Source organism: Marinimicrobium sp. LS-A18 (genome assembly GCF_000463525.1).
Lineage (GTDB): Bacteria > Pseudomonadota > Gammaproteobacteria > Pseudomonadales > Cellvibrionaceae > Marinimicrobium > Marinimicrobium koreense.
Window position 1 is genome coordinate 667,043 of sequence record NZ_AWEP01000005.1, and the last position, 24,262, is coordinate 691,304.

Below are 24,262 nucleotides of genomic sequence, written 5' to 3' on the forward strand. Positions count from 1 at the left end.
CCATGCAAACTAACCCATGGTGGCGTGGTGCCGTCATTTACCAGGTGTACCCCCGCAGCCTGATGGACAGCAATGCCGACGGCATTGGTGACATTCCGGGCATCATCGACAAGCTCGACTACATTGCCAGCCTCGGGGTGGACGCCATCTGGGTATCCCCTTTCTTCAAGTCACCCATGAAAGATTTTGGCTACGACATCAGCGACTACCGGGATATCGACCCCATCTTTGGCAACCTGGACGATTTTGACCGCCTGATCGAACAGGCCCACGCCAAAGGGATCAAGATCATCATCGATCAGGTGCTGAGCCATACCTCTGACCAGCACGCCTGGTTTGAAGAGAGTCGCCAATGCCGGAACAACCCGAAAGCCGATTGGTATGTCTGGGCCGATCCGCGAGAGGATGGCACGCCGCCGAATAACTGGCTGTCCATCTTTGGCGGCTGCGCCTGGGAGTGGGAGCCGCGCCGCGAGCAATACTATCTGCACAACTTCCTGAAAAGTCAGCCCGATCTGAACTTCCACAACCCGGAAGTGCAGGCGGAGATTCTCGATGAAATCGAATTCTGGCTGAAAAAAGGCGTTGACGGTCTGCGCCTGGATGCGATCACGTTCTGCTTTCACGATCAGCAGCTGCGCGATAACCCCGCCAAACCCAAAGAGGAGCGCAAAGGCCGCGGCTTTTCCGAGGACAACCCCTACGCCTTTCAGTATCACTGGTACAACAACGATCGTCCGGAAAACCTGCAGTTTCTGGAGTCAGTGCGCTCCCTTATGGACCGCTACCCGGGCTCGGTCACCCTGGGGGAGATTTCCTCCGAAGACTCTCTCGCCACCATGGCCGAATATACCAAGGGCGACAAACGACTGCACACCACCTACAGCTTTGAGCTGCTGGTGGAGAAATTCAGCACTCAGTACATCCGGGAAACCGTGGAAACCCTGGAATCTCGACTGGGTGGAGGTTGGCCGTGCTGGTCCATTGGTAACCACGACGTGCGCCGAGTAATGACTCGTTGGGGCGGCACCGAGAAGCCCGATGCGCTGGCCAAACTGTTCAATGCCATGATGCTATCCCTGCGCGGCAGCGCCTGCAGCTATCAGGGCGAGGAGCTGGGTCTGACCGAAGCCGACATTCAGCAACACGAACTGCAGGACCCCTACGGCATCACCTTCTGGCCACGCTTCAAGGGGCGCGATGGTTGCCGAACCCCCATGCCCTGGCAGCGTGAGCAGCACCAGGCCGGTTTCTCCGCCGCTGAGACCACCTGGCTCCCGATTCCCCAGGAACACAAAGCCCGGGCGGTGGATGTGCAGGACGACGCCCCGGAATCGGTGCTGAACGCCTACCGCACCTTTATCCAGTGGCGCAAGGACCAGCCAGCGCTGCGTTTGGGCGACATTGCGTTTCTGGACGCACCGGAAGGCCAGATGCTGTTTACCCGGCACCATGATGACCAGTCGCTTCTGGTCGCCATGAACTTTACTGATCGGGAAACCACTCTGGAACTGGGCGATTTGTCCGTCGGTGCGGAATTGGAGGGACACGGTTTCAGTGGCGCACGAATTGAGGGTCAACAGGTCATCCTACCGGCCTACGGCGCGGGGTTTTTCCAGCTGACCCCATAAGCCTGCAAGACGGTGAAACTCGCTAAAATGCTACGCACAGCACTCAGCGCCGACTATTTTAAGGTAGTCGGCGTTTTTTATGGGGGTATCCAAACACCCCACGCCCATGCGCATTCCCTAAATGGATTCACTCTGCATACGTATTCAATTGGCTGGCGGCGGAATTCCGGGTTTGAATACGTATGCAATGAATTGCCCGCCTATACCCGATGGGATAGCCTGAGTTTCAGCAGGAAATTAGCGGAACATCGCTGGAACTGGAACCGCCCGCGCTGAAATCATCAGTGACTGGCACCAACGTTTTATCACTGCTCAACCATAATAACCTATGAAAGGGGATTGTTAGATGATGAACACCAAGAAGCTTATTCTGCCTTCCGTGATCGGCTGCCTCGCCGCCGGAATGACCGTTGCTCCCGCCTATGCCCAGGATCAAGAAGCCGGCATGCTCGAGGAAGTGGTGGTAACCGGTATTCGCCGCAGCCTCATGAACTCCATCGCCATCAAAGAGAACTCCTCTTCCATTGTGGAAGTGGTCTCCGCCGAAGACATCGGTAAACTGCCCGATACCAGCATCGCCGAATCACTGGCACGCCTGCCCGGTCTGGCCGGTGAGCGGGTCAACGGCCGCACCAGCGGTATTTCCGTGCGCGGCTTCAACGAGGACTACGTCGCGACCACCATGAACGGTCGTGAGTTGCTCGGCATCGGTGACAACCGTGGCGTTGAGTACGATCTGTACCCCTCCGAAATCATTTCCGACGCCGTTGTCTACAAAACCATGCAGGCGGACCTGGTAAACCAGGGCCTCGGTGGTGTCGTCGACCTGCGCACTCTGCGTCCGCTGGAAAACGACCGCATCATCAGCTTTAACGGTAACTACGAAGTGAACGGCATGGAGTCCGCCAACCCGGACTACGATGACACCGGTCATCGCCTGGCCTTCACCTACTCGGACACCTTTGCTGACGACACCATGGGCTTCGCCTTGACATTGGCCTCCATGGAGTCTCCCAGCCAGGAAGAGAACGTCCGCATCTGGGGTTACCCCGAGATCGAGCAGGGTTTCATCTTCGGCGGTCATGACTCCTACGTTCGCTCTGCCACCATGGAGCGCGACACCGTTTCCAGCGTATTCCAGTGGGAGCCCAACGAAGACCTGAGCGTTACTGTTGATGCCCTGTTCATCGACTTCCTGGAATCCAAAGTCTTCCGTGGCTTTGAAGAGGGTGGCCCGGTCTGGAGTGGTGCCAACTACACCGCCGGTGACGTTGAAGATGGCCTGGTCATGAATGGTCAGTTCGACGGTTTCCACAGCGTGATCCGCAACGACGGTGAAGACAAAGAGGGCGAGCTTTACACCTTCGGCTTCAACGCTGAATACCAGATCAATGACACCTGGTCAGCCGAACTGGATTTCGCCACCAGCGAATCCACCAAAGACCTGATCAATATCGAAAGCTACTCCGGCACCGGTCGCGCAGGCACCACCCAGCAGGGTGACCCGGCGGCTCGCGCCTGGCAGCAGGTGTCTCCCGAAGGTGTCATGTTCAGCGACCACCCCACCATCGACATGCCTGACTACACTGATCCGGCAGCCATTCGCCTGGCTGGTCCGCAGGCCTGGGGTGGCGCCATTGCCCAGCGCGTCGGCGGCAAAGACAATGCGCAGGACGGCTTCGTCAACTATCCGAAGTTTGAAGAAGAGCTGGACACTCTGCGTCTGTCCACCACCGCAGCAATCAACGGTGACTTCTTCCAGAGCGTTGAGCTGGGCCTGAACTACTCCGATCGCACCAAGAGCAAGCTCAACTACGGTGCCTTCCTGGTCGCTCCGGGCTTTGACGCCGATGAAGCGCGTGAAGATCAGACCGCCCTGTCATTCACTGACGCGGCGCTTGAGCCTTACTATGTCGGCACGACCAACCTGAGCTTCCTCGGCCTGGGCGGCATGGTGGCCTACGACGGCGTGGGCATGTACCGCGACGGCGTTTACACTGAAATCGATGCGACCGAATTTGAAACCGCTCGTCTGGGTGATACCTACACGGTCACTGAAGAAGTGGTTACCGCTTACGCGAAGGCCGACTTCGAAACCGGCATCCTCTCCGGTAACTTCGGTGTCCAGATCATCGATACCGACCAGAGCTCTAACGGTTTCGCCAGTGTTTCGCGTGAAGACGAAGACACCGGTCTGGTCAGCGTAGTCGCCACCCCGGTCAGCGGCGGTGATGACTACCTGAAGATCCTTCCGAGTCTGAACATGAACTTCCAGATGACGGACAACCAGATCGTTCGCTTCGCGACCTCCAAGACCCTGTCGCGTGCCCGTATGGACGACATGCGCGCAAACAACACCATCAACTTCAGCTTTGATAACGGCCGTCGCGAAAGCGCCGATCCCGAATTCAGCGCCTGGAGCGGCTCTGGTGGTAACCCGAACCTGCGTCCGCTCGAAGCGGTTCAGACTGACCTGTCCTATGAGTACTACTTCACTAACGACGGTTATGTGGCGGCTTCCTGGTTCTACAAGGATCTGCTCAACTGGCACATCAGCCAGGACGTGATCACCGACTTCGAGCCCTACTTCATCGAAGGCTATCACGATGCCGGTGTGGACAACTTCCAGTCTTTCCAGGGTCCGACTACCTCTATCGCCGAACTGGGTAAAGGCAAGGTGGAAGGTATCGAACTGCAGGGCAGCTTGCCGTTCTACACCTTCAGCGAAGCGCTGGACGGCTTCGGTCTCATTGCCGCGGCGACCTTCCTCGACGGCGCCATCGAGTATGACGGTGAACAGCAGGAAATCCCCGGTCTGTCCGAAGAGTCCTATCAGCTGACCGTTTACTACGAGAAGAACGGCTTCGAGTTCCGCGTCAGTGGTCGCAAGCGTGACGAGTTCCTGACCGAAACCCGCGGTCTCAGCCTGGCGCTGACTCCGACCACGGACCAGGGCTCTGAATTGTGGGACGCACAGATCGGCTATGACTTCGGTGCCGGTGGTTTCGACTCACTCGACGGCCTGAGCGTCACCCTGCAAGCGCAGAACCTGACCGACGAAGAGACCGTAGCAGCGGCAGACGATGATCCGCGCCGGATCACGTCTTACCAGACCTTCGGTGCTAACTACCTGCTCGGTGTGAACTACCAGTTCTAATCAGGGCATGAAGGAAAGCCCCTGCTATAGTGAAGAGCTGTAGCAGGGGCTTTTTTTTGGCTGGAGATAAAGACGTGAATCATTCCATAAAAAACGTACTGATTGTGGGCGGAGGCTCATCCGGCTGGATGGCAGCCGCGGTGCTGGCCCGGTTTTTCAGCAACCAGATACAGATTCAATTGGTGGAATCGAGCGAAATCGGCACCGTGGGTGTTGGCGAAGCCACGATTCCCCCCATAAGAACCTTCAATGACGTATTGGGTATAAAGGAAGCCGACTTCCTGAAACAGACCATGGGCACCATCAAGCTCGGCATTCAGTTTGAGAACTGGAACCAACCGGGCGATAGCTATATGCACGCCTTCGGTGAAATCGGGCGCAACCTCGGCATTGCCGGTTTCCATCACTATTGGCTGAAAGCCCGACAGGCCGGTGTGGCCGAAGACTTCTGGCGTTACTCGCTCAACGAGCAGGCCGCTCGGCATAACCGCTTTGCTCCCATGGAAACCATTCCCGGCACTCAGTTTCCGGGGCTTACCCATGCGTATCACCTTGATGCCGGACTGTACGCACAGATGTTGCGCGCCTACAGCGAAAAGCTCGGCGTCAAGCGCATTGACGGCAAAATTCAGGCGGTCGACAAGGATTCCGAGTCCGGCGATATCGCCGCCGTTCAGCTCGAATCCGGTGAACGCCTGGAAGCGGATCTGTTTATCGACTGCTCGGGTTTTCGCGCACTGCTCATCGGTGAAGCGCTGGACGTCGACTTCGAGGACTGGAGCCACTGGTTGCCCTGTGATCGCGCTCTTGCGGTTCCCAGCGAGGCAGCAGAAACCATCACGCCGTATACCCGGGCCATCGCCCACGAGGGCGGCTGGCAATGGCGAATCCCACTTCAGCATCGCACGGGTAACGGCCTGGTCTACAGCCACCGCCACCTGAGTGACGACGAGGCGACGCATACCCTGTTGTCCAACCTGGACACCCCCGCCCTGGCGGACCCTCGCCCCATCCGTTTCAAAACCGGACGCCGGGTTCAGCAGTGGTGCCAGAACGTCGTGTCCCTGGGCCTGTCCAGCGGCTTTCTCGAGCCTCTGGAATCCACCAGCCTACACTTGGTTCAACAGGGGCTGACCCGCCTGATCAAACTGTTCCCCCGCAACGGCATACAGCCGAGCGATATTGAAGAATACAACCGGCAGTCACAGATCGAGTTCGAAAAAATCCGGGACTTCATCATTCTGCACTACCACCTGAACAGCAAACCCGACAGCCCGTTCTGGCGCATGTGCCGTGAAGCGCCCAAGCCGGAATCACTGCTTCGGCGCATTGACCTGTTTGCCGGTTCGGGAAGGGTGTTTCGCGAACAGGACGAGCTGTTCAGTGAAACCGCCTGGGAGCAGGTCATGATCGGCCAGGGCATTACGCCACAGGACTATCACCCACTGGTGGACAACCTTGAAGATCATCAACTGCGCGAGTTTATGAATTCCTGGCAGCGGATAGTCGACAAAACCGTCGCCCAGATGCCCTCCCACAACGACTTTATTGCCTCTCTCAAGTAGTGGATACCTCATCATGATACGTCTGACATTATTCCTCACCCTGCTCCTTGGAATACCCGCCGCGCTTGCCGATCCCATTGACCGCATCGATCCGCCGTTCTGGTGGGCGGGCATGCACAATCCCAACGTACAGCTGATGATTCACGGAGACCGGATTGCTCAGTGGTCCGTGAGCCTGGAGCATTCTCAGGTTACAGTGACCGAAGTACACCGCGTCGAAAGTGAGAACTACCTGTTTGTCGATCTTGACGTTCGCAGCGCCTTTCAGGGCGGGACTGTCACCCTGCAGTTTGCCCATGAAAACGGCGACAACTTTCAGCATGACTATGCGTTCCACAGCCGCCGAAAAGAGTCCGCCGACCGAAACGGCTTCAACACCACCGATGCCATTTATCTGATTACCCCGGATCGCTTTGCCAATGGCAACCTGAGCAATGACACCGTCCCCGAGCTCAAAGAGGCCGCGAACCGGGACAGCAGCGTCGGCCGCCACGGCGGTGACCTGGACGGCATGATCCAGCATCTGGATTACATTGCGGACATGGGCTTTACCGCCATCTGGCCAACCCCCATGCTGGTAAATGATCAGCCCGAGTATTCCTACCACGGCTATTCCATTACCGATTTCTACCGGGTAGACCCGCGCTTTGGTGACAATGAGGACTATCGCCAGCTCAGCCTGCAAGGCAAAGCCAAAGGCGTCGGTCTGATTCAGGATATGATTCTCAACCACATCGGGTCGGGCCATTGGTGGATGGACGACCTGCCCACCAACGACTGGCTCAACTTTCAGGGCGAATTCGTCCCCACGACCCATTACCGGACCAGCGTTCAGGACCCTTACGCGGCCGACATCGATAAACAGGAATTTGCCAACGGCTGGTTTGTGAAATCCATGCCGGACCTGAACCAGCGCAACCCACTGGTCGCCAATTACCTGATTCAGAACAGCCTCTGGTGGATCGAGTACGCCGATCTCTACGGCATCCGTACCGATACCTATTCCTACTCCGACAAGGATTTCCTGACCGAGTGGACCCGCCGCATTATGGCGGAATACCCCAACTTCAATATTGTCGGTGAGGAGTGGAGCACCAATCCCAATGTGGTGTCCTATTGGCAGCGCGGCAAAGACAATAAAGACGGTTATGTGTCCTATCTTCCCAGCGTAATGGATTTCCCCATGTACGACGCCCTGCGCACCGCACTGACGGAAGACGAAGCGTGGAATCGCGGGTTGATTCGTGTTTACGAAACCCTGGCGGATGACAACCTCTACGCGGACCCGATGAGTCTGGTCATTTTTGCCGAGAACCACGATACCAGCCGACTGTACAGCCTGATTGATGAGGACGTCGAGCGGTTCAATATCGCCATGACCTTGCTGGCCACCATGCGCGGGACCCCTCAATTCTTTTACGGCTCGGAAGTGCTCGCCACCAGCCCGAAGACCCGGGACGACGGCGCCGTGCGCAGTGACTTTCCCGGCGGTTGGGCCGGAGATACACGCAATGGGTTCACCGGCGAAGGTCTGACGGATACCCAACGCTCTGCACAGGAATACCTTCGTCAGTTACTCAACTGGCGGCAGGAACAGGAAGCCATTCACCACGGCGACCTTCTGCACTATGCCCCTCACGATGGCGTTTATGTGTTTGTCCGCTACACCGAGGAACAGCGCATTCTGGTGGCGATCAATCACACCGGGGAAACCCGCCAGCTCTCCAACGAGCGTTACGCACAGGCCATTGATGGTCACTTTTCAGGTACCGATGCCCTGAGCGGCGAAACCCTGTCCCTGGATAACGACCTGACACTCGAGCCAATGAGCGCCCGAATTCTGGAATTACATTGAGGGACCACAATACTGAGCGCGCTTGAGAGGCGCACCCAGCGGACTGGCGGGGGGTGCAATCCGCTGGGCTCCCGAGATCACTGATTCGCTAGTTGATCTCAAAGATAAACCGCAGCGGAATATCCAGCCGGGCGCGCCACGCCGCTTCACTGTGGGGCGCGCCATCAAAGCGAAGACTCTGCCAGTCTGCACCACGCCGATAGCCTTTGGCCGCCATGATCCGGTCCATGTCCCGCTGATAGGGACCGTAGGCCGCATCCAGCGTTTCAGTGCCGTGATCGAAGTACCAACGGTGGACGCCCGGCTCCGGCAGATGGGTTTCAAGATACCGGACCACGGCACCGTCGCCGGCGGGCCAATGGCTCGACAGGCAGGCCGCGGCGCCAAAGACCTCCGGGTACTCGGCAACGGCATAGGCCGACAGCAAGCCCCCCATGCTGGAGCCCATGATGGCGGTATGCTTGAGGTCCGTTTTGGTCGCATAGTGCCGGTCGATAAACGGCTTCACTTCTTCAACGAGGAAACGCAGATAAGCATCGGCCCGCAACGCTGACTGCGCCACATCCGGAACACCGTGAATGCCCATGGACACCGCGCCTTGAGTCTGCGCCTGTTCAGGCATGTATTCGGCAAATCGCTCCGGCGTGTTCCAGATGGCCACTACAATCGGAAGCGGGATATCAAACTCATCCGACAGACGCGCCAGGGTTTCATCCAGCCCCCATTCCTCACCGCCGTAAGATTCATCCGCTCGAAGCAGGTTCTGACCGTCCTGCGCGTAGATGACCGGATAACGTCGGTTCGTTTGCGGGTCATACCCTGGCGGCAGCCAGACATCGACCGTGCGTGCGGGAACCTGGTCGGACGGAAAGGCTTCATAACGATGAAGCGTCCCGAACGAAAGATCGTCATCAATCAGCCGGTGCTCGGGCGCGGCGGACACGCACCCGGTCAGTAGCATTACAAAGCACCAGAGCGGTAAAAATACTTTCATAAGCGACCTGATATTTATCAAAAGGAATTATGGCAATGGGCCATTTTTAGAACCAAATGCGGTAACGCCGGTTCAAGGCACCCGAAGGATAACTCGAAATCCCCGCCGCGCAGAAAATGCATACGTATTCATAACGGTCCGACAACCTGCATACGTATGCAAGCTATTGAGCAGTCCGTCGCCCCGTTCTACGATGAATTCATGGTTTGGGAACTCTCCTTCCTTGCCAGCCCGGGATCACTCCCGGGCCGCTTTTTGAAACCTTACGGTTTTACCCTACTCTCTCATTGCTTTGTGTTGGGAAACTTTGGCGCAGTCTACTGCGCCTTTTTTTTACCCGGCCTTTCGTGCTGTCGATCCTGTCCGGTCGGGTACCAATAAACATAACAGTAACCAGTAAGCTTGGAGATACAATAATGAACGATAATACCCGCAACGGCCGGGCTATGCCCCGGTGGTTAATGCATAGCGCACGCGCCCTACCCGTGCTCGCTCTGGCGATCGGCGCTCAAGCCGACCATACCCCAGACCCCTCAAGTGTCAGCATCCCGGGTGATCTCAACCCCGCGATGGGCTGCCCGGGCGAGTGGCAACCGGACTGTACCGATGCCGCCCTTGACGCAGGCGCGGATGGTATCTGGCGCGGCAGCTTCACGCTTCCGGCCGGGGATTACGAATACAAGGCCGCCATCAATGGCGGGTGGGATGAAAACTACGGTGCGAATGCCACCTCTGGCGGTGACAACATTGCACTGAGTGTGTCTGAAGAGCAGGACGTCCGTTTTTACTACAGCCACGAGAGCCATTGGGTCGCCGATAGTGTCAATGACGTCATCGCGACCGCGGTGGGCGACTTCCAACAAGCATTGGGCTGCGAAAGCAATTGGGCGCCGGACTGCATGATTGCCTGGGTTCAGGACATCAACAACACCGGTATCTATCAATACACCACCACTGACATTCCGGCCGGCAATTACGAGGCAAAAATCGCCCTGAACGAGACCTGGACTGAAAGTTATGGCGTAGACGGTGGCAATGTGCCTTTTACCGTTGAGGCGGACGGCGACGAAGTCACCTTTACCTACAACAGTCTGGACAACAGCGTGTACGTGGGCGATGTGATTTCCGCTGGTGACCTGAGTCAATCCAAGGCCTACTGGCTGAACGAGAACACCATTGCCTTCGCGGTCACACCGGACGCCAATGTCCAACTGCACTTCGATGCTCAGGCGGACATGACCAGCAGCCCCGAGGGCGTTTCTGGCGGCGAAGCCATCACGCTGACCCACGATGCCAATGGCATGAGTGATGCGCTGGCCGAAAAATTCCCCCACCTGGCCAACTACCCCGTGTTCACCATTGCCGAGGCGGACCTCGAACAGATCGGTGACATTCTGAAAGGGCAGATCGCCGTGTCGGCCAGCAACGAAGACGGCAGCCTGGTCGATGCCACCGGCGTGCAGATTCCGGGCGTGCTGGATGACCTGTACACCTACGATGGCGACCTGGGCCCGGTGTATGACGGCGATGTTCCCAGTGTGCATCTGTGGGCACCGACCGCCCAGAACGTCACCTTCCTTCTGTACCCCGACAGCCACACGGATACCGCGCCCACCGAGCTCCCCATGACGTTCAACGCGGAGACCGGCGTGTGGAGTATCACCGGCGATGCGAACTGGGATCGGCAGTACTATCAATTCGACGTGGAAGTGTACGTCCCGCAGACCGGAAACATTGAAACCAACCGCGTCACCGACCCGTACACCCTGAGCGCCAGCACCAACGGTCAGCGCAGCCAGTTGGTCAATCTCAACGATGACGATCTCAAGCCCGAAGGCTGGGATACTCTGGCAAAGCCGACCTTCACCGCCCCCGAAGATATGGTGGTGTACGAAGTGCATGTGCGCGACTTCAGTGTTAGCGACAGTGAGGTGCCGGAAGATTATCGCGGCAAGTTCAAGGCCTTCACCGTCGCGGACAGCCTGGGCATGACTCACCTGAAGTCCCTTCAGGAAGTCGGCCTGAGCCACGTGCACCTGTTGCCCGTCAATGACTGTGCCACCATCGAGGAAGATCCGGCCGATCAGGCCACACTTCAAGACGACCTGTCCCAGTACGCACCGGACAGCACTGAGCAGCAGGCGGCAGTCAATGCGATTCGCGGCAGCGATGCCTTCAACTGGTGTTACGACCCGCACCACTTCAACCTTCCGGAAGGCAGCTACGCCACCGATCCGGATGGCGTGGCCCGCATTGTCGAATTCCGCGAAATGGTCCAGGCGCTGAACGAAGCCGGACTGCGGGTGGTGGTCGATGTGGTCTACAACCACACCAGCCAATCCGGCCTGGGGGCCAAATCCGTTCTGGATAAAGTGGTACCCGGTTATTACCACCGCCTGAACAGCAGCGGCAACATCGAGCGCAGCACCTGCTGCGAGAACACCGCCTCCGAGCACGCCATGATGGAAAAATTCATGGTGGACTCACTGATGACCTGGGCTGAACTGTACAAAGTCGACAGCTTCCGCTTTGACCTGATGGGCCACCACAGCAAAGCCAACATTCTCAAGGTCAAGGAGCAGCTGGCCACACTGACCGAGGAAGAACACGGTGTGAACGGTGAGCATATTTATCTGTACGGCGAAGGCTGGAATTTCGGTGAAGTGGCCGACAATGCGCGCTTTGAGCAGGCCACCCAGATCAATATGGCCGGCACCGGTGTGGGCACCTTCAACGATCGCTTCCGCGACGCGGTACGCGGCGGCAGCCCGTTTGACAGCGGCGTCAATCATGTCATCAACCAGAGCTTCATCAACGGTCTGTATTACGATCCCAATGCCGAAAATGACGGTAGCGCCGATGAACTGGAGCGGTTGATGACCAGCACCGACCGCATCCGCATTGGTCTGGCCGGCAGTCTGAAAGACTTTGCGTTTATCGATTGGCAGGGCAACGAGGTGACCGGTGATTACGGCGCGGCCGTGGGCTACACTCTGGACCCGCAAGAGTCGATCAATTATATCGAGAAGCACGATAACGAAACCCTGTTCGACATCAACCAGTACAAGATCCCGCTGGATCGTACGCCGGAAGATCGGGTACGGGTGCACAACATGGGTACCAGCCTGGCGTTGCTCGCTCAGGGCGTTCCGTTCGTGCAGGCCGGCCAGGAGCTGATGCGCTCCAAGTCCATGGATCGCGACAGCTACGATTCCGGCGACTGGTTCAATCTGCTGGACTACAGTTATCAACAGAACGGCTGGGGCCGTGGCCTGCCGCCGGCCCACTCCACAGAGGCGAGCTGGGATACGATTCAGCCCCGGCTGGCGGATGAGACTCTGGCGGTGGACGAGGCGCATATCCTGAGCAGCCTGGCGCACTTCAAAGAAATGCTGGCCATCCGTCACAGTTCAAAACTGTTCCGCCTGGAAACCGGCGCTGCGATTAACGAACAGGTGAGTTTCCACAACACCGGCGCCGAGCAGAAGCCGGCACTGGTCGCCATGCACATTGCCGATGGCAGCGATGACGTCGACCCGGAGCGGGAGGCGGTGATGGTATTGTTCAATGCCCATGTGGACGCTCAGACGTTGAGCTCCGAGGACTGGGCCGACGCTGAATGGGAACTGCATCCGCTGCAGCAGGCGTCCGACGATGAGACGGCTCAGGGCGCTACCTTTGATGCCGACACTGGAACCTTTACGGTGCCCGCACGGACCACCGCGGTGTTCCAGATTGCCCAGGCCGATACCGGCGACGATGACGACACCGACGGCGGCAATGACGACGATACCGATGGGGACAGCGAAGCTCCCGAACCGGATCGCGGCAGCAGCGGCAGTGCCAATGCCGGATTGCTGTTGATGTTGCTGGCGCTCGCCGGGATTCGCCTGGTATCCCGCCGGAGCTGATCTGACGACGCTAAAAAAAATCCGGGGGTGACACCACCCCCGGATTTTTTTTGGCTTACACTCCCGGTGATCAGTCGCAGATGTCGCCGGTCACTTCAGGGGTTTCAGCACTGCCGGTACCCTGGAAGCCAAACTCCACCGAGCTTCCCGGCGCAATACTCGCATTCCAGCTCATATTGCTCGCGGTGTACGGGCCCGACCCCGACAGTTCGGCACTCCAACCATTGGTCACCTGGGTGTTGCCGCTGTAATCCCAGGACACTTCCCAACCGTTGATGGTCTCGGAACCGTTATTGGTAATCACAATACCGGCCACGAAACCGGAGCCCCAGTCGCTATTGATGACGTACTCGCAAGTAGCGCCGCCGTTTCCGTTGTCACCACCGTCACCATTGTCGCCATCGTCCGCTTCGTCCACCTGCAGGAAGGCGCCGCTGTAGGCGGACGGCACTTGCGCGTACACACGGTTTTCCGTGGCGCTCTGAGCCGGCTCGACGTCACCGTCATCGTTCAGCACACCAACCCGTACATCGGTGTTTTCCCCATTGACGGCCTGAGCGAGCTCATAGGTCCAGACGGCGGCGTCACCATTGTCGACCACAAACGGTGTGCTCGGCAGGTAAACATCCGTCCCCTCATTGGTCACCAGACGCAACTGCACTTCGTCGCCCGCACTGAGCGTTTGCGCCGCGTTGGTCAGCGGTGCCACATCTTCCCAACTGGTGCCGGTGGAGGGTACGTGGGTGAAGCTGAAGGCGTCGGTGTCCGAACCATCGGCATTGCTGACCTGAACCCGGACGGTCACGTCGCTCTCAGACTGCGGCTCGGCCAGAGTCAGTACCGTGCTGGCGTCCGAAGTACTGCTCAGGGAGTACAGAGCGCTGTTGCTGGCTTCGACGCTCCAGTTATAGCTGAGGTTGCTGCCGGATGAGCCAGAGGCACTGAGCTGAATCTCGCCGGCACCTGCAAACACGCTGTTTGCCGGCGAAGCGGTCAGATCAGCCACGACCGGATCCGGTTGCGGATCGCCCCCGTTGTCACCATCGAACTGCACGTCAATACAGCCGTGGAAGCGCTCGTAGGTATAGTAGTTACGCCCCCATTCCCCGTAGATCACATGCCGCCCGGTACGCTCCGGCACCACACATTCGGTATGGAACAGCGAGCTGCCCTTCTCCGGTGTAATGTTCGGCGTGGCGCCGGGGTTGGTATCGTCATAGCCGGTGAGATCACAGAAAGGCTCACTCTCAAAGTCGTCCCAGGTCAGCGGCTTGCCCACCTCGTACTGGAAGTCCGGCTTGGTGATGTAGTAAACGAATTCTTCGGTGTCATCAAAGTGCGGGCCCCAGGAAATGTCCCAGGTGATGGTCAGAGGCCCGGGGCTGATTTCATTGGTGGGCCAGTCAATGGGCTTGTCCCACGGGGTGGCGCCGCCCTGCCAGGTCTCACTGTCGAAGCCACAGACATTGTCCGGCAACGGAGACACACCTTTACGACCCAGATCGTGAGTGAGCACACTCATGAACTGGTAACCGCCCTGGAAATCACCTTCAAATGCTTCAGCACAGGCACTGCCCGCCGGAGCTGTATCAGGTTTGGTGATGGCGCCACAGGTCCAGTTGCGTGACGCCGGCTCCGACATCACGCCATGCCCCATCACACTGGCGGACAACATCAGGGTAAATGAACCGAATAACAACGATTGGTACCGCATAGATAATCCCTCTTATAGTCAATTATTAAATAACGATTTCGGGTACAACAATCCCACAAAGCCTCACGGCTTTGGCGCCGAAACGGGTTGGGATCGCGGGTAGCTTCGTGTTTTTGGCGGGAAAAAAATATGAAGCCGGACACATCTCATACAACCCGTGACCGACATTTCAACAAGTGGGCACAAAAGTCCACAGGCCAACGAGGCTGGCATAAAACTCAACCCATCATCCGGCACGACAGGGGCGCGCTAAAGGCTTTACAATTTCCCGAGCCCAGACCACCGAGAGAGGTACTCGCTTGCCAACATCCTACAACGACTGGCAACCACTGCTGGACGACGTTCGCCGCTGCACCCTGTGTGCCCCCTCGCTCCCCCTGGGGCCCCGGCCGGTCCTGCAGTTTCACCCGGACGCCCGTATTCTGGTGGCCGCTCAGGCGCCCGGACGGCGGGTGCACGACACCGGGCTGCCGTTCAATGACCCCAGTGGCGACCGGCTCCGGGACTGGATGGGCATCGACCGCGAAACCTTTTACGACCCCACCCAACTGGCCATCATCCCCATGGGCTTCTGCTACCCGGGCAAGGGCCGCTCCGGCGACCTGCCGCCGAGACCTGAGTGCGCCCAGACCTGGCACCACCACCTGCTGGCGCAACTGCCCAACCTGGAACTGACCCTGGTGATCGGCCAATACGCCCACGCCTACCATCTGGGCAAGAGCCGGGAAACCCTGACCCGGCGGGTGGCCAACTGGCGGGACTACTGGCCCGATAAGCTGCCCATGCCCCACCCCAGCCCCAGAAACAACCTGTGGTTGCGGCGCAATCCGTGGTTTGAGGCGGAGGTGGTGCCGGCACTGCGGGCGCGGGTGTCCGACCTGTTACACCCATAACCATGGAAATTGGCGCTAAATTGCCTTAGCCTTGAACCCATTCGACGTGCGGAGTTCTAACCGCCTGAGTTACCGGCTTCATCATGATGAGGATTACCATGTTCGATCAACTTCGTCCGGACTTTTACCGTCAGACTCTCCGTGTCTTGAGCGGCTCGTTGCTCGCCCTGCTGCTCCTGAACACTTCCGCTATGGCCGAGACCGAGTCAGCCGCCGTTCCCATTATCAAAAGCCACGCCTTCGCCGCCCGGGGTGAGCCCAAATACGGACCTGATTTCGAGCACTTTGATTACGTCAACCCCGATGCACCCAAAGGGGGACAAATCGTTCTGGCCGAGATCGGCACCTACGACAATTTCAATCGCTATGCCCAACGGGGCGACCCGGCGGCCATGAGTGGCGATCTGTACGACCCGCTGATGGTCTCCAGTGATGATGAAATTGGAGTCTATTACCCGCTGATCGCCGAAAGCCTCGAATACCCCGAGGACTACGCCTGGGTGATTTTCAATATCAATCCGGAGGCCCGGGATCAGGCCGGGAAACCGATCACCGCCAAGGATGTGGCTTTCACGTTTGACAAGCTGATGGACCAGGGCGTGCCCTTTGTCAAAAACCATTACAAGAATGTGATTCGGGCAGAAGTACTGGACGAGCACCGGGTGAAGTTTCATTTTGAAAGCCCCAGCCGGGAAGATATACAGAACCTCGTGGATTTGCCGGTATTCCCCGCTCATTACTGGCAGGATCGGGATCTGTCCGAGCCGCTGGACAAGCCACCAGTGGGCAGTGGCCCCTATCGCATCAGCGAGTACAAAATGGGCCAGAGCGTCACCTATGAGCTGGTAGACGATTATTGGGCGGCCGATCTGCCCAGCCGCAAGGGCCTCAACAACTTCAAAACCATGCGCTACGACTACTACCGGGACACCAATGTCGCCCTGGAGGCCTTCAAGGCGGGTGAATACGACTTCCGCCAGGAGAATGTGGCCAAGCAGTGGGCCGAAGATTACGACGTGGCGGCAGTGACCCGCGGGGATATTCAGCGAGACGAGCTGGCTCACGATATTCCCCAGCCCGCCCAGGGGTTTGTCTTCAATATCCAACGCGAGCTGTTTGCCGACCGACGCGTCCGTCAGGCGATCAACTATGCGCTGGATTTCGAATGGATGAACAAGAACCTGTTCTACGATCAGTATCAACGCACCTACAGCTTTTTCCAGAATACGCCCTACATGGCTGAGGGCGAGCCTTCGGAACGGGAAATGAGTATTCTGGAGCCGTTCCGTGATCAGCTCCCGGAAGAGGTGTTCGGCAAGGTATGGGTGCCCAACCAGACCGATGGCTCGGGCAATATCCGCCCGGCGCTGCGCAAAGCCATGGCGCTGCTCAAGGACGCCGGCTGGGAGCTGAAAGACGGCAAAATGGTGCACGGGGAGAGTGGTAAACCGTTTGAATTTGAACTGCTGATTTACTCCTCTACGGGCGAGCGAATCGGTCTTCCATTCAAGCGCAACCTGGAACGTCTGGGCATTACCATGAACCTGCGTCAAGTCGATAGTACCCAGTTTCTGAACCGATTGCGCTCCCGGGATTACGATATGATTTTCCAGGGCTACCGGGCCAATCCCTACCCGCACCCGAATATGCGCATTACCTGGCATTCCGACTATGTGGACTCCACCTACAATCAGGCGGGCGTTCAGGACCCGGTAATTGATGCCCTGATACGAGGCATCGAAGAAAACCAGCAGAACGACGATAGGCTGCTGGCCTACGGCCACGCCTTTGATCGGGTGGCACGCTGGAATTTCTATTTGGTTCCCCACTGGCATTCCAGCTATTTCCGCATTGCCTACTGGAATCAGTTCGATCGGCCGGAAAAGCGGCCCGAGTATGCCATCGGCCTGAGTACCTGGTGGTTCGACGACGAAAAAGCGAAGAAACTCACACGCTAGTGCGTCGTTCAACGCGGAGTAAGCTGTTGTGACCGCCTACATCATTCGCCGGCTGCTGTTGGTTGTACCCACTCTGCTGGCCATCATCACGCTCAATTTTTTTATCGTTCAAGCCGCCCCCGGGGGGCCGGTCGAGCAGATGCTGGCCAGCGCGCTGAATGTTCAGGGTACAGACCTGGATCGTGTTAGCGGCGCCGCATCGGGCGAGGTGGCCCAGAACTCTGGAGATAGCCGGGGGGCCCGAGGCTTGAACCCGGAGGTGATCGCCGAAATCGAACGGCAGTTCGGGTTCGACAAGCCGCTCTGGGAGCGTTACGTCATCATGCTCAAGAACTATCTGGTGTTTGACTTCGGTGACAGCCTGTTTCGGGCCCGCTCGGTGATTGAGCTGGTCATCGAACGCTTACCGGTCTCTCTGTCACTGGGGCTGTGGAGCACGCTATTGATCTATGCCATCTCCATTCCGCTGGGCATCCGCAAAGCCGTGCGACATCACTCCCGGTTTGATGTCTGGACCAGTTGGGTGGTGGTCATCGGCAACGCCATCCCGAGCTTCCTGTTTGCCATTCTGTTGATCATCCTGTTTGCCGGCGGCTCCTACTTCAACTGGTTTCCACTGCGTGGCCTGGTGTCGGAGAACTTTGACGAACTGCTCTGGTACCAGAAAATCCTCGATTACTTCTGGCATATGGCATTGCCCGTGCTCGCCTTGACCATCGGTGGTTTCGCCAGCCTGACGATGCTGACCAAGAACTCGTTTCTGGATGAAATCAATAAGCAGTACGTCATGACGGCCAAAGCCAAAGGTGCGACCGAAAAACGTATTCTGTACAAGCACGTATTCCGCAATGCCATGCTGATTGTGATCGCCGGATTCCCGGCCACTTTTATCAGTATGTTTTTTGCTGGATCACTGCTGATTGAGGTGATTTTCTCCCTGGAGGGTCTGGGCCTGCTCGGGTTTGAGTCCACCCTGCAGCGGGACTATCCGGTAATGTTCGGCACCCTCTATATTTTTGGCCTGCTGGGTCTGCTGATCGGGATTATCAGTGACCTGGCGTACACCTGGGTGGACCCCCGCATTGATTTTGAATCCCGTTAGGAGTTGCGCTTGACCATGACCCCACTCAATCAAGAGCGCTGGCATCGGTTTCGCAACAACCGGCGCGGCAACTGGAGCCTGTGGATTTTTCTGGCACTGTTTGCCGTAAGCCTGCTGTCCGACCTGATTGCCAATGAAAAGCCCATCCTCATCAGTTTTCAGGACGAGCTGTATTTTCCGCTGTTGAACGACTACACCGAACTGGAATTTGGCGGTGACTTCGCCGTCAACGCCGATTACCGGGATCCCTACATCGCCGGTTTGATCAACGACGGAGGCTGGATGCTCTGGCCCCCGATCCGTTTCAACTACCGCACTATCAACTACGACCTGCCCACCCCGGCGCCCAGCCCTCCGACCGGTGAAAACTGGCTCGGCACCGACGATCAAGGAAGGGACGTAGTTGCCCGTCTGTTGTACGGCTTTCGCATCTCCGTGGTATTCGGTCTGATCCTGACCGTACTGACCTCCATTGTCGGCATTGCCGCCGGCGCCGTGCAGGGTTTTTACGGGGGAAAAGTTGATCTGTTCGGGCAGCGCCTGCTGGAGGTCTGGTCCAGTGTGCCAACACTGTTCGTGCTGATCATCATTGCCAGTTTTGTCCCACCCAGTTTCTGGATTCTGCTCGGCATTTTGCTGTTGTTCGGCTGGATGGCGCTGGTAGGCGTGGTGCGCGCGGAGTTTCTGCGAGCCCGTAATTTTGACTACGTACAGGCGGCCCGGGCACTTGGGGTATCGGATCGCGCCCTGATGTTCCGGCATTTGCTGCCCAACGCCATGGTGGCCACGGTCACCTTCCTGCCGTTCATCATGGTTGGCTCGATCACCAGTTTGACCGCGCTGGATTTTCTCGGCTTTGGCCTGCCACCCGGCTCGCCCTCTCTGGGCGAAATGGTCAGCCAGGGGAAAAACAATCTGCACGCCCCCTGGATCGGGCTTTCGGTGTTTGTCGTGCTGTCCGTGTTGCTCACCCTGCTGGTGTTCGTCGGCGAAGCCGCTCGCGATGCCCTCGACCCCAATCGGACCCGGTGACGCCATGACCGAAATACTACTGAATATTGACCGACTGTCCGTCCAGTTCCGCACCGGAGATGCCTATAAAACCGTCGTCTCCGGCGTCAGCCTCGCCATTGCCAAAGGCGAAACGCTTGCGCTGGTGGGGGAAAGCGGCTCCGGCAAATCCGTTACCGCTCAATCCATTCTCCGGTTGCTGCCGGAGCACAGCGCCCGCTACACCGATGGCGCCGTCTATTTTGAAGGTCGGGATTTGCTGCGCCTGGAAGAACGGGACCTTCGCCCGATTCGCGGCGCGCGCATCAGTATGATTTTCCAGGAGCCGATGACCAGCCTCAGCCCGCTGCACAGCATCGAAAAGCAGCTGGCCGAAGCCCTGTTTCTGCATAACGGCACTGCCCGCAAGAATGCCCGCCCCACGGTGTTGAAGTGGTTGCATCGGGTCGGCCTGCGCAATCCCGAGCAACGACTCGATGCCCTGCCTCACGAACTCAGTGGCGGTGAACGCCAACGGGTGATGATCGCCATGGCCCTGATCAACGAGCCGGACCTGCTGATCGCCGATGAGCCCACCACGGCGCTGGATGTCACCATTCAGGCCCAGGTGTTGAAGCTGATTCAGGATCTGCAGCAAGAACTGAATATGGCGGTACTGTTCATCACTCACGATCTGGCCATTGTCCGCCAGCTCGCGGACCGGGTCGCGATCATGCAATCGGGTGAAGTGGTGGAAACCGGACCCACCCGGGACGTCTTTCAACAACCCAAACATGAGTACACCCGACGGCTGCTCGACGCCGAGCCAAGAGGCGAGCCCGAACCGGTTCCCGATGATGCCCCGACGATTTTAAGCGCCGATCAGATGCGCGTCTGGTTCCCCATGACCCGCGGCGTTTTCAAACGTGTGTATGATCACGTCAAAGCGGTGGACGATATCAGCCTGTCGATTCGCGCCGGGGAAACCCTGGGCATTGTGGGTGAAAGTGGCTCCGGAAAAACCACGCTGGGCCGCGCCCTGCTGAGGCTGATCGGTAGCCGTGGCGATATCTGGTTCAATGAGGAAGGCGAGCAGCGCTTCAATCTCAACGCTCTGGACCACAAGGCGATGCGACCACTGCGCCGACGCCTGCAGATTATTTTTCAGGACCCCTACGGCAGCCTGAGTCCGCGCATGTCGGTCAGTCAGATCATCGCCGAAGGTCTGCGGGTACACACCTCAATGAACGCCGACGAGCTGGACCGCGAGGTGGTACGCGCCATGGAGGCAGTACAGCTGGACCCCGCGACTCGCCACCGCTACCCGGGGGAGTTTTCCGGCGGCCAGCGCCAGCGCATTGCCATTGCCCGGGCGCTGATACTCGACCCCAAGTTACTGATTCTGGATGAACCCACCTCGGCGCTCGACCGCTCGGTCCAGAAAGACATTATTGATCTTTTACGCCGCTTGCAGCGCGAGCGACGCCTGAGTTACCTCTTTGTCAGTCACGACCTGAGTGTGGTGCGGGCCCTGAGTCATCGGGTAATGATCATGAAAGCCGGCAAGATGATTGAATCAGGCGATGCAAAAACCGTATTCGAAGCACCCAAAACCGAATACACTCGCCAATTAATGGCGGCAATCCCCACGCTTTGAGCCACCCGGGAACACCCGGGATCGACAAACGTCCAAGAACAAGGCGCTATCTATAGGGAGAGGCGGTTATGTCTGAACAGATCGAGAAAAACATCCACTGCCCGTATTGCGATGAAGTGATCACCCTGTTGATCGATCCGTCGATCAGCGAGCAGTCTTATGTGGAGGACTGCCAGGTATGCTGTCAGCCCATCAATGTGGATGTGGTGATTGATGAGACCGAGGCGGTGGAGGTGTACGCGCGGCAGGAGAATGAGTGAAGGGGAGGAGCTTTCGGTGCTGCCTCGGCTTGGGTAACGGCGGATGCGTTTCGCTTCGACGCGCCGGTTTGGGTAACGGCGGATGCGCCTGCGGCTTATCCGCCCTACGGCCGAGCGCAGCGGTATAGATTCGCGTAGGGCGGATAAGGGCGAAGCCCGCATCCGCCGTTACCACAACCGAAACACCTTACGACCCTTTGGACTTGAACTGCTCCATGATGTTACCCAACATATCCACCGGCAGCGGGAACACAATGGTGGAATTTTTCTCGCCCGCAATATCGATCAAGGTCTGTAGATAACGCAGCGTCATCGCGTTGGGGTTCCTGGACAGCTCCACCGCCGCATCGGTCAGCTTGGCCGCCGCCTGGGATTCACCCTCGGCGTGAATGATTTTCGCACGACGGGAGCGCTCGGCCTCAGCCTGACGGGCAATCGCCCGGATCATGCTCTCATCCAGGTCGACGTGTTTGATTTCCACGTTGCTGACCTTGATACCCCAGGTATCGGAGCTCTGGTCCAGAATTTCCTGAATATCCTGGTTCAGCTTGTCACGTTCGGAGAGCATTTCATCCAGCTCGTGTTTACCCAGTACCGAGCGCAGCGTGGTTTGGGCCAACTGACTTACGGCTTCGTAGTAATGCTCCACATTGATGATCGCCTTCTCCGGATCAACCACTCGAAAGTAAACCACTGCATTCACCTTCACCGAGACGTTGTCCCGGCTGATCACGTCCTGACTCGGCACGTCCATTACAATGGTACGCAAGTCCACCTTCTCCATGGTCTGGATGAAAGGAATGATGATTACCAGACCGGGGCCTTTGACCTTCTGAAAGCGACCCAACATGAAGACCACGCCCCGTTCATACTCGCGTAGAATGCGAATCGCATAGGCGAGCAGTAACACCACAAACGTGATGAGTAGACCAAAGAAATATTCGTATAACATAGGGTATCTCCGTTCTTGGATAAAAGTGCCAGCCGCCCTTTACTGACCGGTAGGGCGTACCCTCAAGTGCAAACCGTCCTGCGACACCACCTCCACCGTGTCGCCAGGTTTCAGCGGTTGATCGCTGGACACCGTCCAGAACTCGCCATCAATACGAACCGTTGCATGCTCTTCACCTACCTGGGTAACGTCGGCAACCCGACCCTCCATGGCGTGGCTGACATCCTTGCGCGGCATCCGCAAGCTACGACCGACCATGGTGACAATGCCCAGCACAACCAGTGATCCCACGGCGGCCACCGCACCCACAATTTCATAGGACACTTCCATACCCGGCACGTCGGTATCCACCAGCATGATGGAACCCATCACCAGAGCGATCACTCCGCCTATACCGAGCACCCCGAAGCTGGGCAGAAACGCTTCCGCCAGTATGAGTATGCCCCCGAGTACGATCAGCGCCAGCCCCGCATAATTCACCGGCAACACCTGCAGCGCATAGAGCCCAAGCAGCAGACAGATGATGCCGACCACACCGGGCACCAGGGCGCCCGGGTTATAACCTTCCAGTATCAGCCCATAGACCCCGATCAACAGCAGAATCGAGGCAATCTGCGGATTGGTGATTATGCCCAGTAACTCACTGCGCCAATCCGGCGCATAACTCACTATGGGCAGATCCGCCGTCTGAAGGGTGAAGGGGCCGCTTTCCAATTGGACCTCGCGGCCATCGAGTTGCGCCAGAAGATCCTCGCGGTTGTCGGCCACCAGATCGATCACGTTCTGCTCCAGGGCTTCGCTGGCGGTCAGGCTCACCGCGTCGCGCACGGCTTTTTCAGCCCAGTCGGCGTTACGGTCATAGCGCTCCGCCAGGCCACGGATAAAGGCCACCGAGTCATTGATCACCTTGCGCTCCATGGCGCTGCCGGGCTGTGGCGACGCATCCGGGGACGACTCCCCGGATTCCTGATCACCCTCATTGCCCGATTCCTGCTCGCCGCTGGGCGGTGTCGGCAGGCCACCCATCTGCACCGGGGTGGCCGCCCCCAGGCTGGTGGAGGGGGTCATGGCGGCGACATGGCTACCGTAAAGAATATAGGTGCCGGCACTGGCGGCGCGGGCACCGGCAGGGTGAACGTAGGTGATGACCGGCAGGGGGGCGGCGAGAATGCCTTTGATCATGTCGCGGGTCGCGGCGTCCAGGCCGCCGGGGGTGTCCATGCGGATCAGCACGGCGTGGGCGCCGGCTTCATGGGCGGTGTCGATGGAGCGCAGGATGTAGTCTTTGGTGGCGGGTCCGATGGGCCCGTCAATGGTGAGTTCGGCCACATGGGGGCCTCCGGACGACGTATCGTCCGTTTCCTGGGCCTGCAGGCCGAGGGCGCCCAGCATCAGCAGGGCCAGCCAGAGCAGCAGCCCCGGCCGTAGTAAGGTAAAACCGCGTCGATTCCATCTCATGGGTTGCCACCTCCACCTATGAGATTAGCAGAGATTCAGCGTCACCCAAACAATACGGTGGGGGTAGGAGGCAGGATCAGTTTGTTGTGTCGGTTTGGGTGACCGTGGATGCGGGCTTCGGTCTTATCGCGCCCGACGCGAGCTATGGATATTGCATTGATTTTG

The 24,262-nt window shown here is 58.2% G+C and carries 15 protein-coding genes; 11 read left to right on the plus strand and 4 right to left on the minus strand.

Features of this window, described 5'->3' with window-relative positions; genetic code table 11:
* Positions 1–2 precede the first annotated feature (2 nt).
* The 4 genes from N645_RS0110810 (at position 3) to N645_RS0110825 (ending at position 8,208) form a co-directional block, all read left to right on the plus strand.
* The gene (locus N645_RS0110810; protein ID WP_024461527.1) at positions 3–1,631 is read left to right on the plus strand and encodes an alpha-glucosidase family protein; all 1,629 of its coding nucleotides are present in this window, start codon (positions 3–5) and stop codon (positions 1,629–1,631) included.
* Positions 1,632–1,977: 346 nt separating this feature from the next.
* Positions 1,978–4,788, plus strand: coding sequence for a TonB-dependent receptor (locus tag N645_RS0110815; RefSeq protein ID WP_024461528.1), 2,811 nt, complete (start codon positions 1,978–1,980; stop codon positions 4,786–4,788).
* A gap of 74 nt (positions 4,789–4,862) precedes the next feature.
* Positions 4,863–6,353, plus strand: coding sequence for a tryptophan halogenase family protein (locus N645_RS0110820; protein ID WP_024461529.1), 1,491 nt, complete (start codon positions 4,863–4,865; stop codon positions 6,351–6,353).
* Between the two features lie 13 nt (positions 6,354–6,366).
* Positions 6,367–8,208 carry a glycoside hydrolase family 13 protein gene (locus N645_RS0110825; RefSeq protein WP_024461530.1) on the plus strand — a complete coding sequence of 614 codons (1,842 nt, stop codon included), beginning with the start codon at positions 6,367–6,369 and terminating at the stop codon, positions 8,206–8,208.
* A gap of 88 nt (positions 8,209–8,296) precedes the next feature.
* Here the strand turns inward: N645_RS0110825 and N645_RS0110830 are convergent, their stop codons facing one another.
* Entirely contained in the window at positions 8,297–9,202 is a 906-nt protein-coding gene (locus tag N645_RS0110830) for an alpha/beta hydrolase (protein ID WP_081666028.1), read from the minus strand.
* A 461-nt stretch (positions 9,203–9,663) separates the two neighbouring features.
* On the opposite strand from N645_RS0110830, the gene pulA reads away from it, so the two are divergent.
* Positions 9,664–13,113, plus strand: coding sequence for a pullulanase-type alpha-1,6-glucosidase (pulA, locus tag N645_RS0110835; protein WP_152521688.1), 3,450 nt, complete (start codon positions 9,664–9,666; stop codon positions 13,111–13,113).
* Between the two features lie 70 nt (positions 13,114–13,183).
* Here pulA and N645_RS17500 read toward each other — a convergent pair whose 3' ends face one another.
* Complete coding sequence (locus N645_RS17500) at positions 13,184–14,827, minus strand: lytic polysaccharide monooxygenase (RefSeq protein ID WP_024461533.1); 1,644 nt, start codon at positions 14,825–14,827, stop codon at positions 13,184–13,186.
* Positions 14,828–15,126: 299 nt separating this feature from the next.
* Between N645_RS17500 and N645_RS0110845 the strand changes: the two genes are divergently transcribed.
* From N645_RS0110845 to N645_RS0110870, 6 genes are all read left to right on the plus strand, one after another.
* Positions 15,127–15,720: a uracil-DNA glycosylase family protein gene (locus tag N645_RS0110845; RefSeq protein WP_024461534.1), complete on the plus strand. Its 594-nt coding sequence runs from the start codon at positions 15,127–15,129 to the stop codon at positions 15,718–15,720.
* A gap of 98 nt (positions 15,721–15,818) precedes the next feature.
* On the plus strand, positions 15,819–17,678 hold the full coding sequence (locus N645_RS0110850) for an extracellular solute-binding protein (protein WP_024461535.1): 1,860 nt from the start codon (positions 15,819–15,821) through the stop codon (positions 17,676–17,678).
* Positions 17,679–17,706: 28 nt separating this feature from the next.
* A complete protein-coding gene (locus N645_RS0110855; protein WP_024461536.1) occupies positions 17,707–18,780 on the plus strand; it encodes a microcin C ABC transporter permease YejB in 1,074 nt (357 codons plus the stop codon).
* Between the two features lie 9 nt (positions 18,781–18,789).
* Positions 18,790–19,812: an ABC transporter permease gene (locus N645_RS0110860; protein ID WP_024461537.1), complete on the plus strand. Its 1,023-nt coding sequence runs from the start codon at positions 18,790–18,792 to the stop codon at positions 19,810–19,812.
* A 4-nt stretch (positions 19,813–19,816) separates the two neighbouring features.
* The gene (locus N645_RS0110865; RefSeq protein WP_024461538.1) at positions 19,817–21,427 is read left to right on the plus strand and encodes an ABC transporter ATP-binding protein; all 1,611 of its coding nucleotides are present in this window, start codon (positions 19,817–19,819) and stop codon (positions 21,425–21,427) included.
* A gap of 68 nt (positions 21,428–21,495) precedes the next feature.
* Entirely contained in the window at positions 21,496–21,687 is a 192-nt protein-coding gene (locus N645_RS0110870) for a CPXCG motif-containing cysteine-rich protein (RefSeq protein ID WP_024461539.1), read from the plus strand.
* 187 nt (positions 21,688–21,874) lie between these two features.
* Here N645_RS0110870 and N645_RS0110875 read toward each other — a convergent pair whose 3' ends face one another.
* Together N645_RS0110875 and N645_RS0110880 are read right to left on the minus strand one after the other, a co-directional pair.
* Entirely contained in the window at positions 21,875–22,639 is a 765-nt protein-coding gene (locus N645_RS0110875; protein ID WP_024461540.1) for a slipin family protein, read from the minus strand.
* 39 nt (positions 22,640–22,678) lie between these two features.
* Complete coding sequence (locus tag N645_RS0110880) at positions 22,679–24,097, minus strand: nodulation protein NfeD (protein WP_024461541.1); 1,419 nt, start codon at positions 24,095–24,097, stop codon at positions 22,679–22,681.
* Positions 24,098–24,262 lie beyond the last annotated feature (165 nt).

Coding starts and splice junctions, on each gene's coding strand:
- N645_RS0110850 (WP_024461535.1), top strand. CDS start 15,819: ATGTTCGATCAACTTCGTCCGGACTTTTACCGTCAGACTCTCCGTGTC.
- N645_RS0110810 (WP_024461527.1), top strand. CDS start 3: ATGCAAACTAACCCATGGTGGCGTGGTGCCGTCATTTACCAGGTGTAC.
- N645_RS17500 (WP_024461533.1), bottom strand. CDS start 14,827: ATGCGGTACCAATCGTTGTTATTCGGTTCATTTACCCTGATGTTGTCC.
- N645_RS0110875 (WP_024461540.1), bottom strand. CDS start 22,639: ATGTTATACGAATATTTCTTTGGTCTACTCATCACGTTTGTGGTGTTA.
- N645_RS0110870 (WP_024461539.1), top strand. CDS start 21,496: ATGTCTGAACAGATCGAGAAAAACATCCACTGCCCGTATTGCGATGAA.
- N645_RS0110815 (WP_024461528.1), top strand. CDS start 1,978: ATGATGAACACCAAGAAGCTTATTCTGCCTTCCGTGATCGGCTGCCTC.
- N645_RS0110880 (WP_024461541.1), bottom strand. CDS start 24,097: ATGAGATGGAATCGACGCGGTTTTACCTTACTACGGCCGGGGCTGCTG.
- N645_RS0110825 (WP_024461530.1), top strand. CDS start 6,367: ATGATACGTCTGACATTATTCCTCACCCTGCTCCTTGGAATACCCGCC.
- N645_RS0110830 (WP_081666028.1), bottom strand. CDS start 9,202: ATGAAAGTATTTTTACCGCTCTGGTGCTTTGTAATGCTACTGACCGGG.
- pulA (WP_152521688.1), top strand. CDS start 9,664: ATGCATAGCGCACGCGCCCTACCCGTGCTCGCTCTGGCGATCGGCGCT.
- N645_RS0110865 (WP_024461538.1), top strand. CDS start 19,817: ATGACCGAAATACTACTGAATATTGACCGACTGTCCGTCCAGTTCCGC.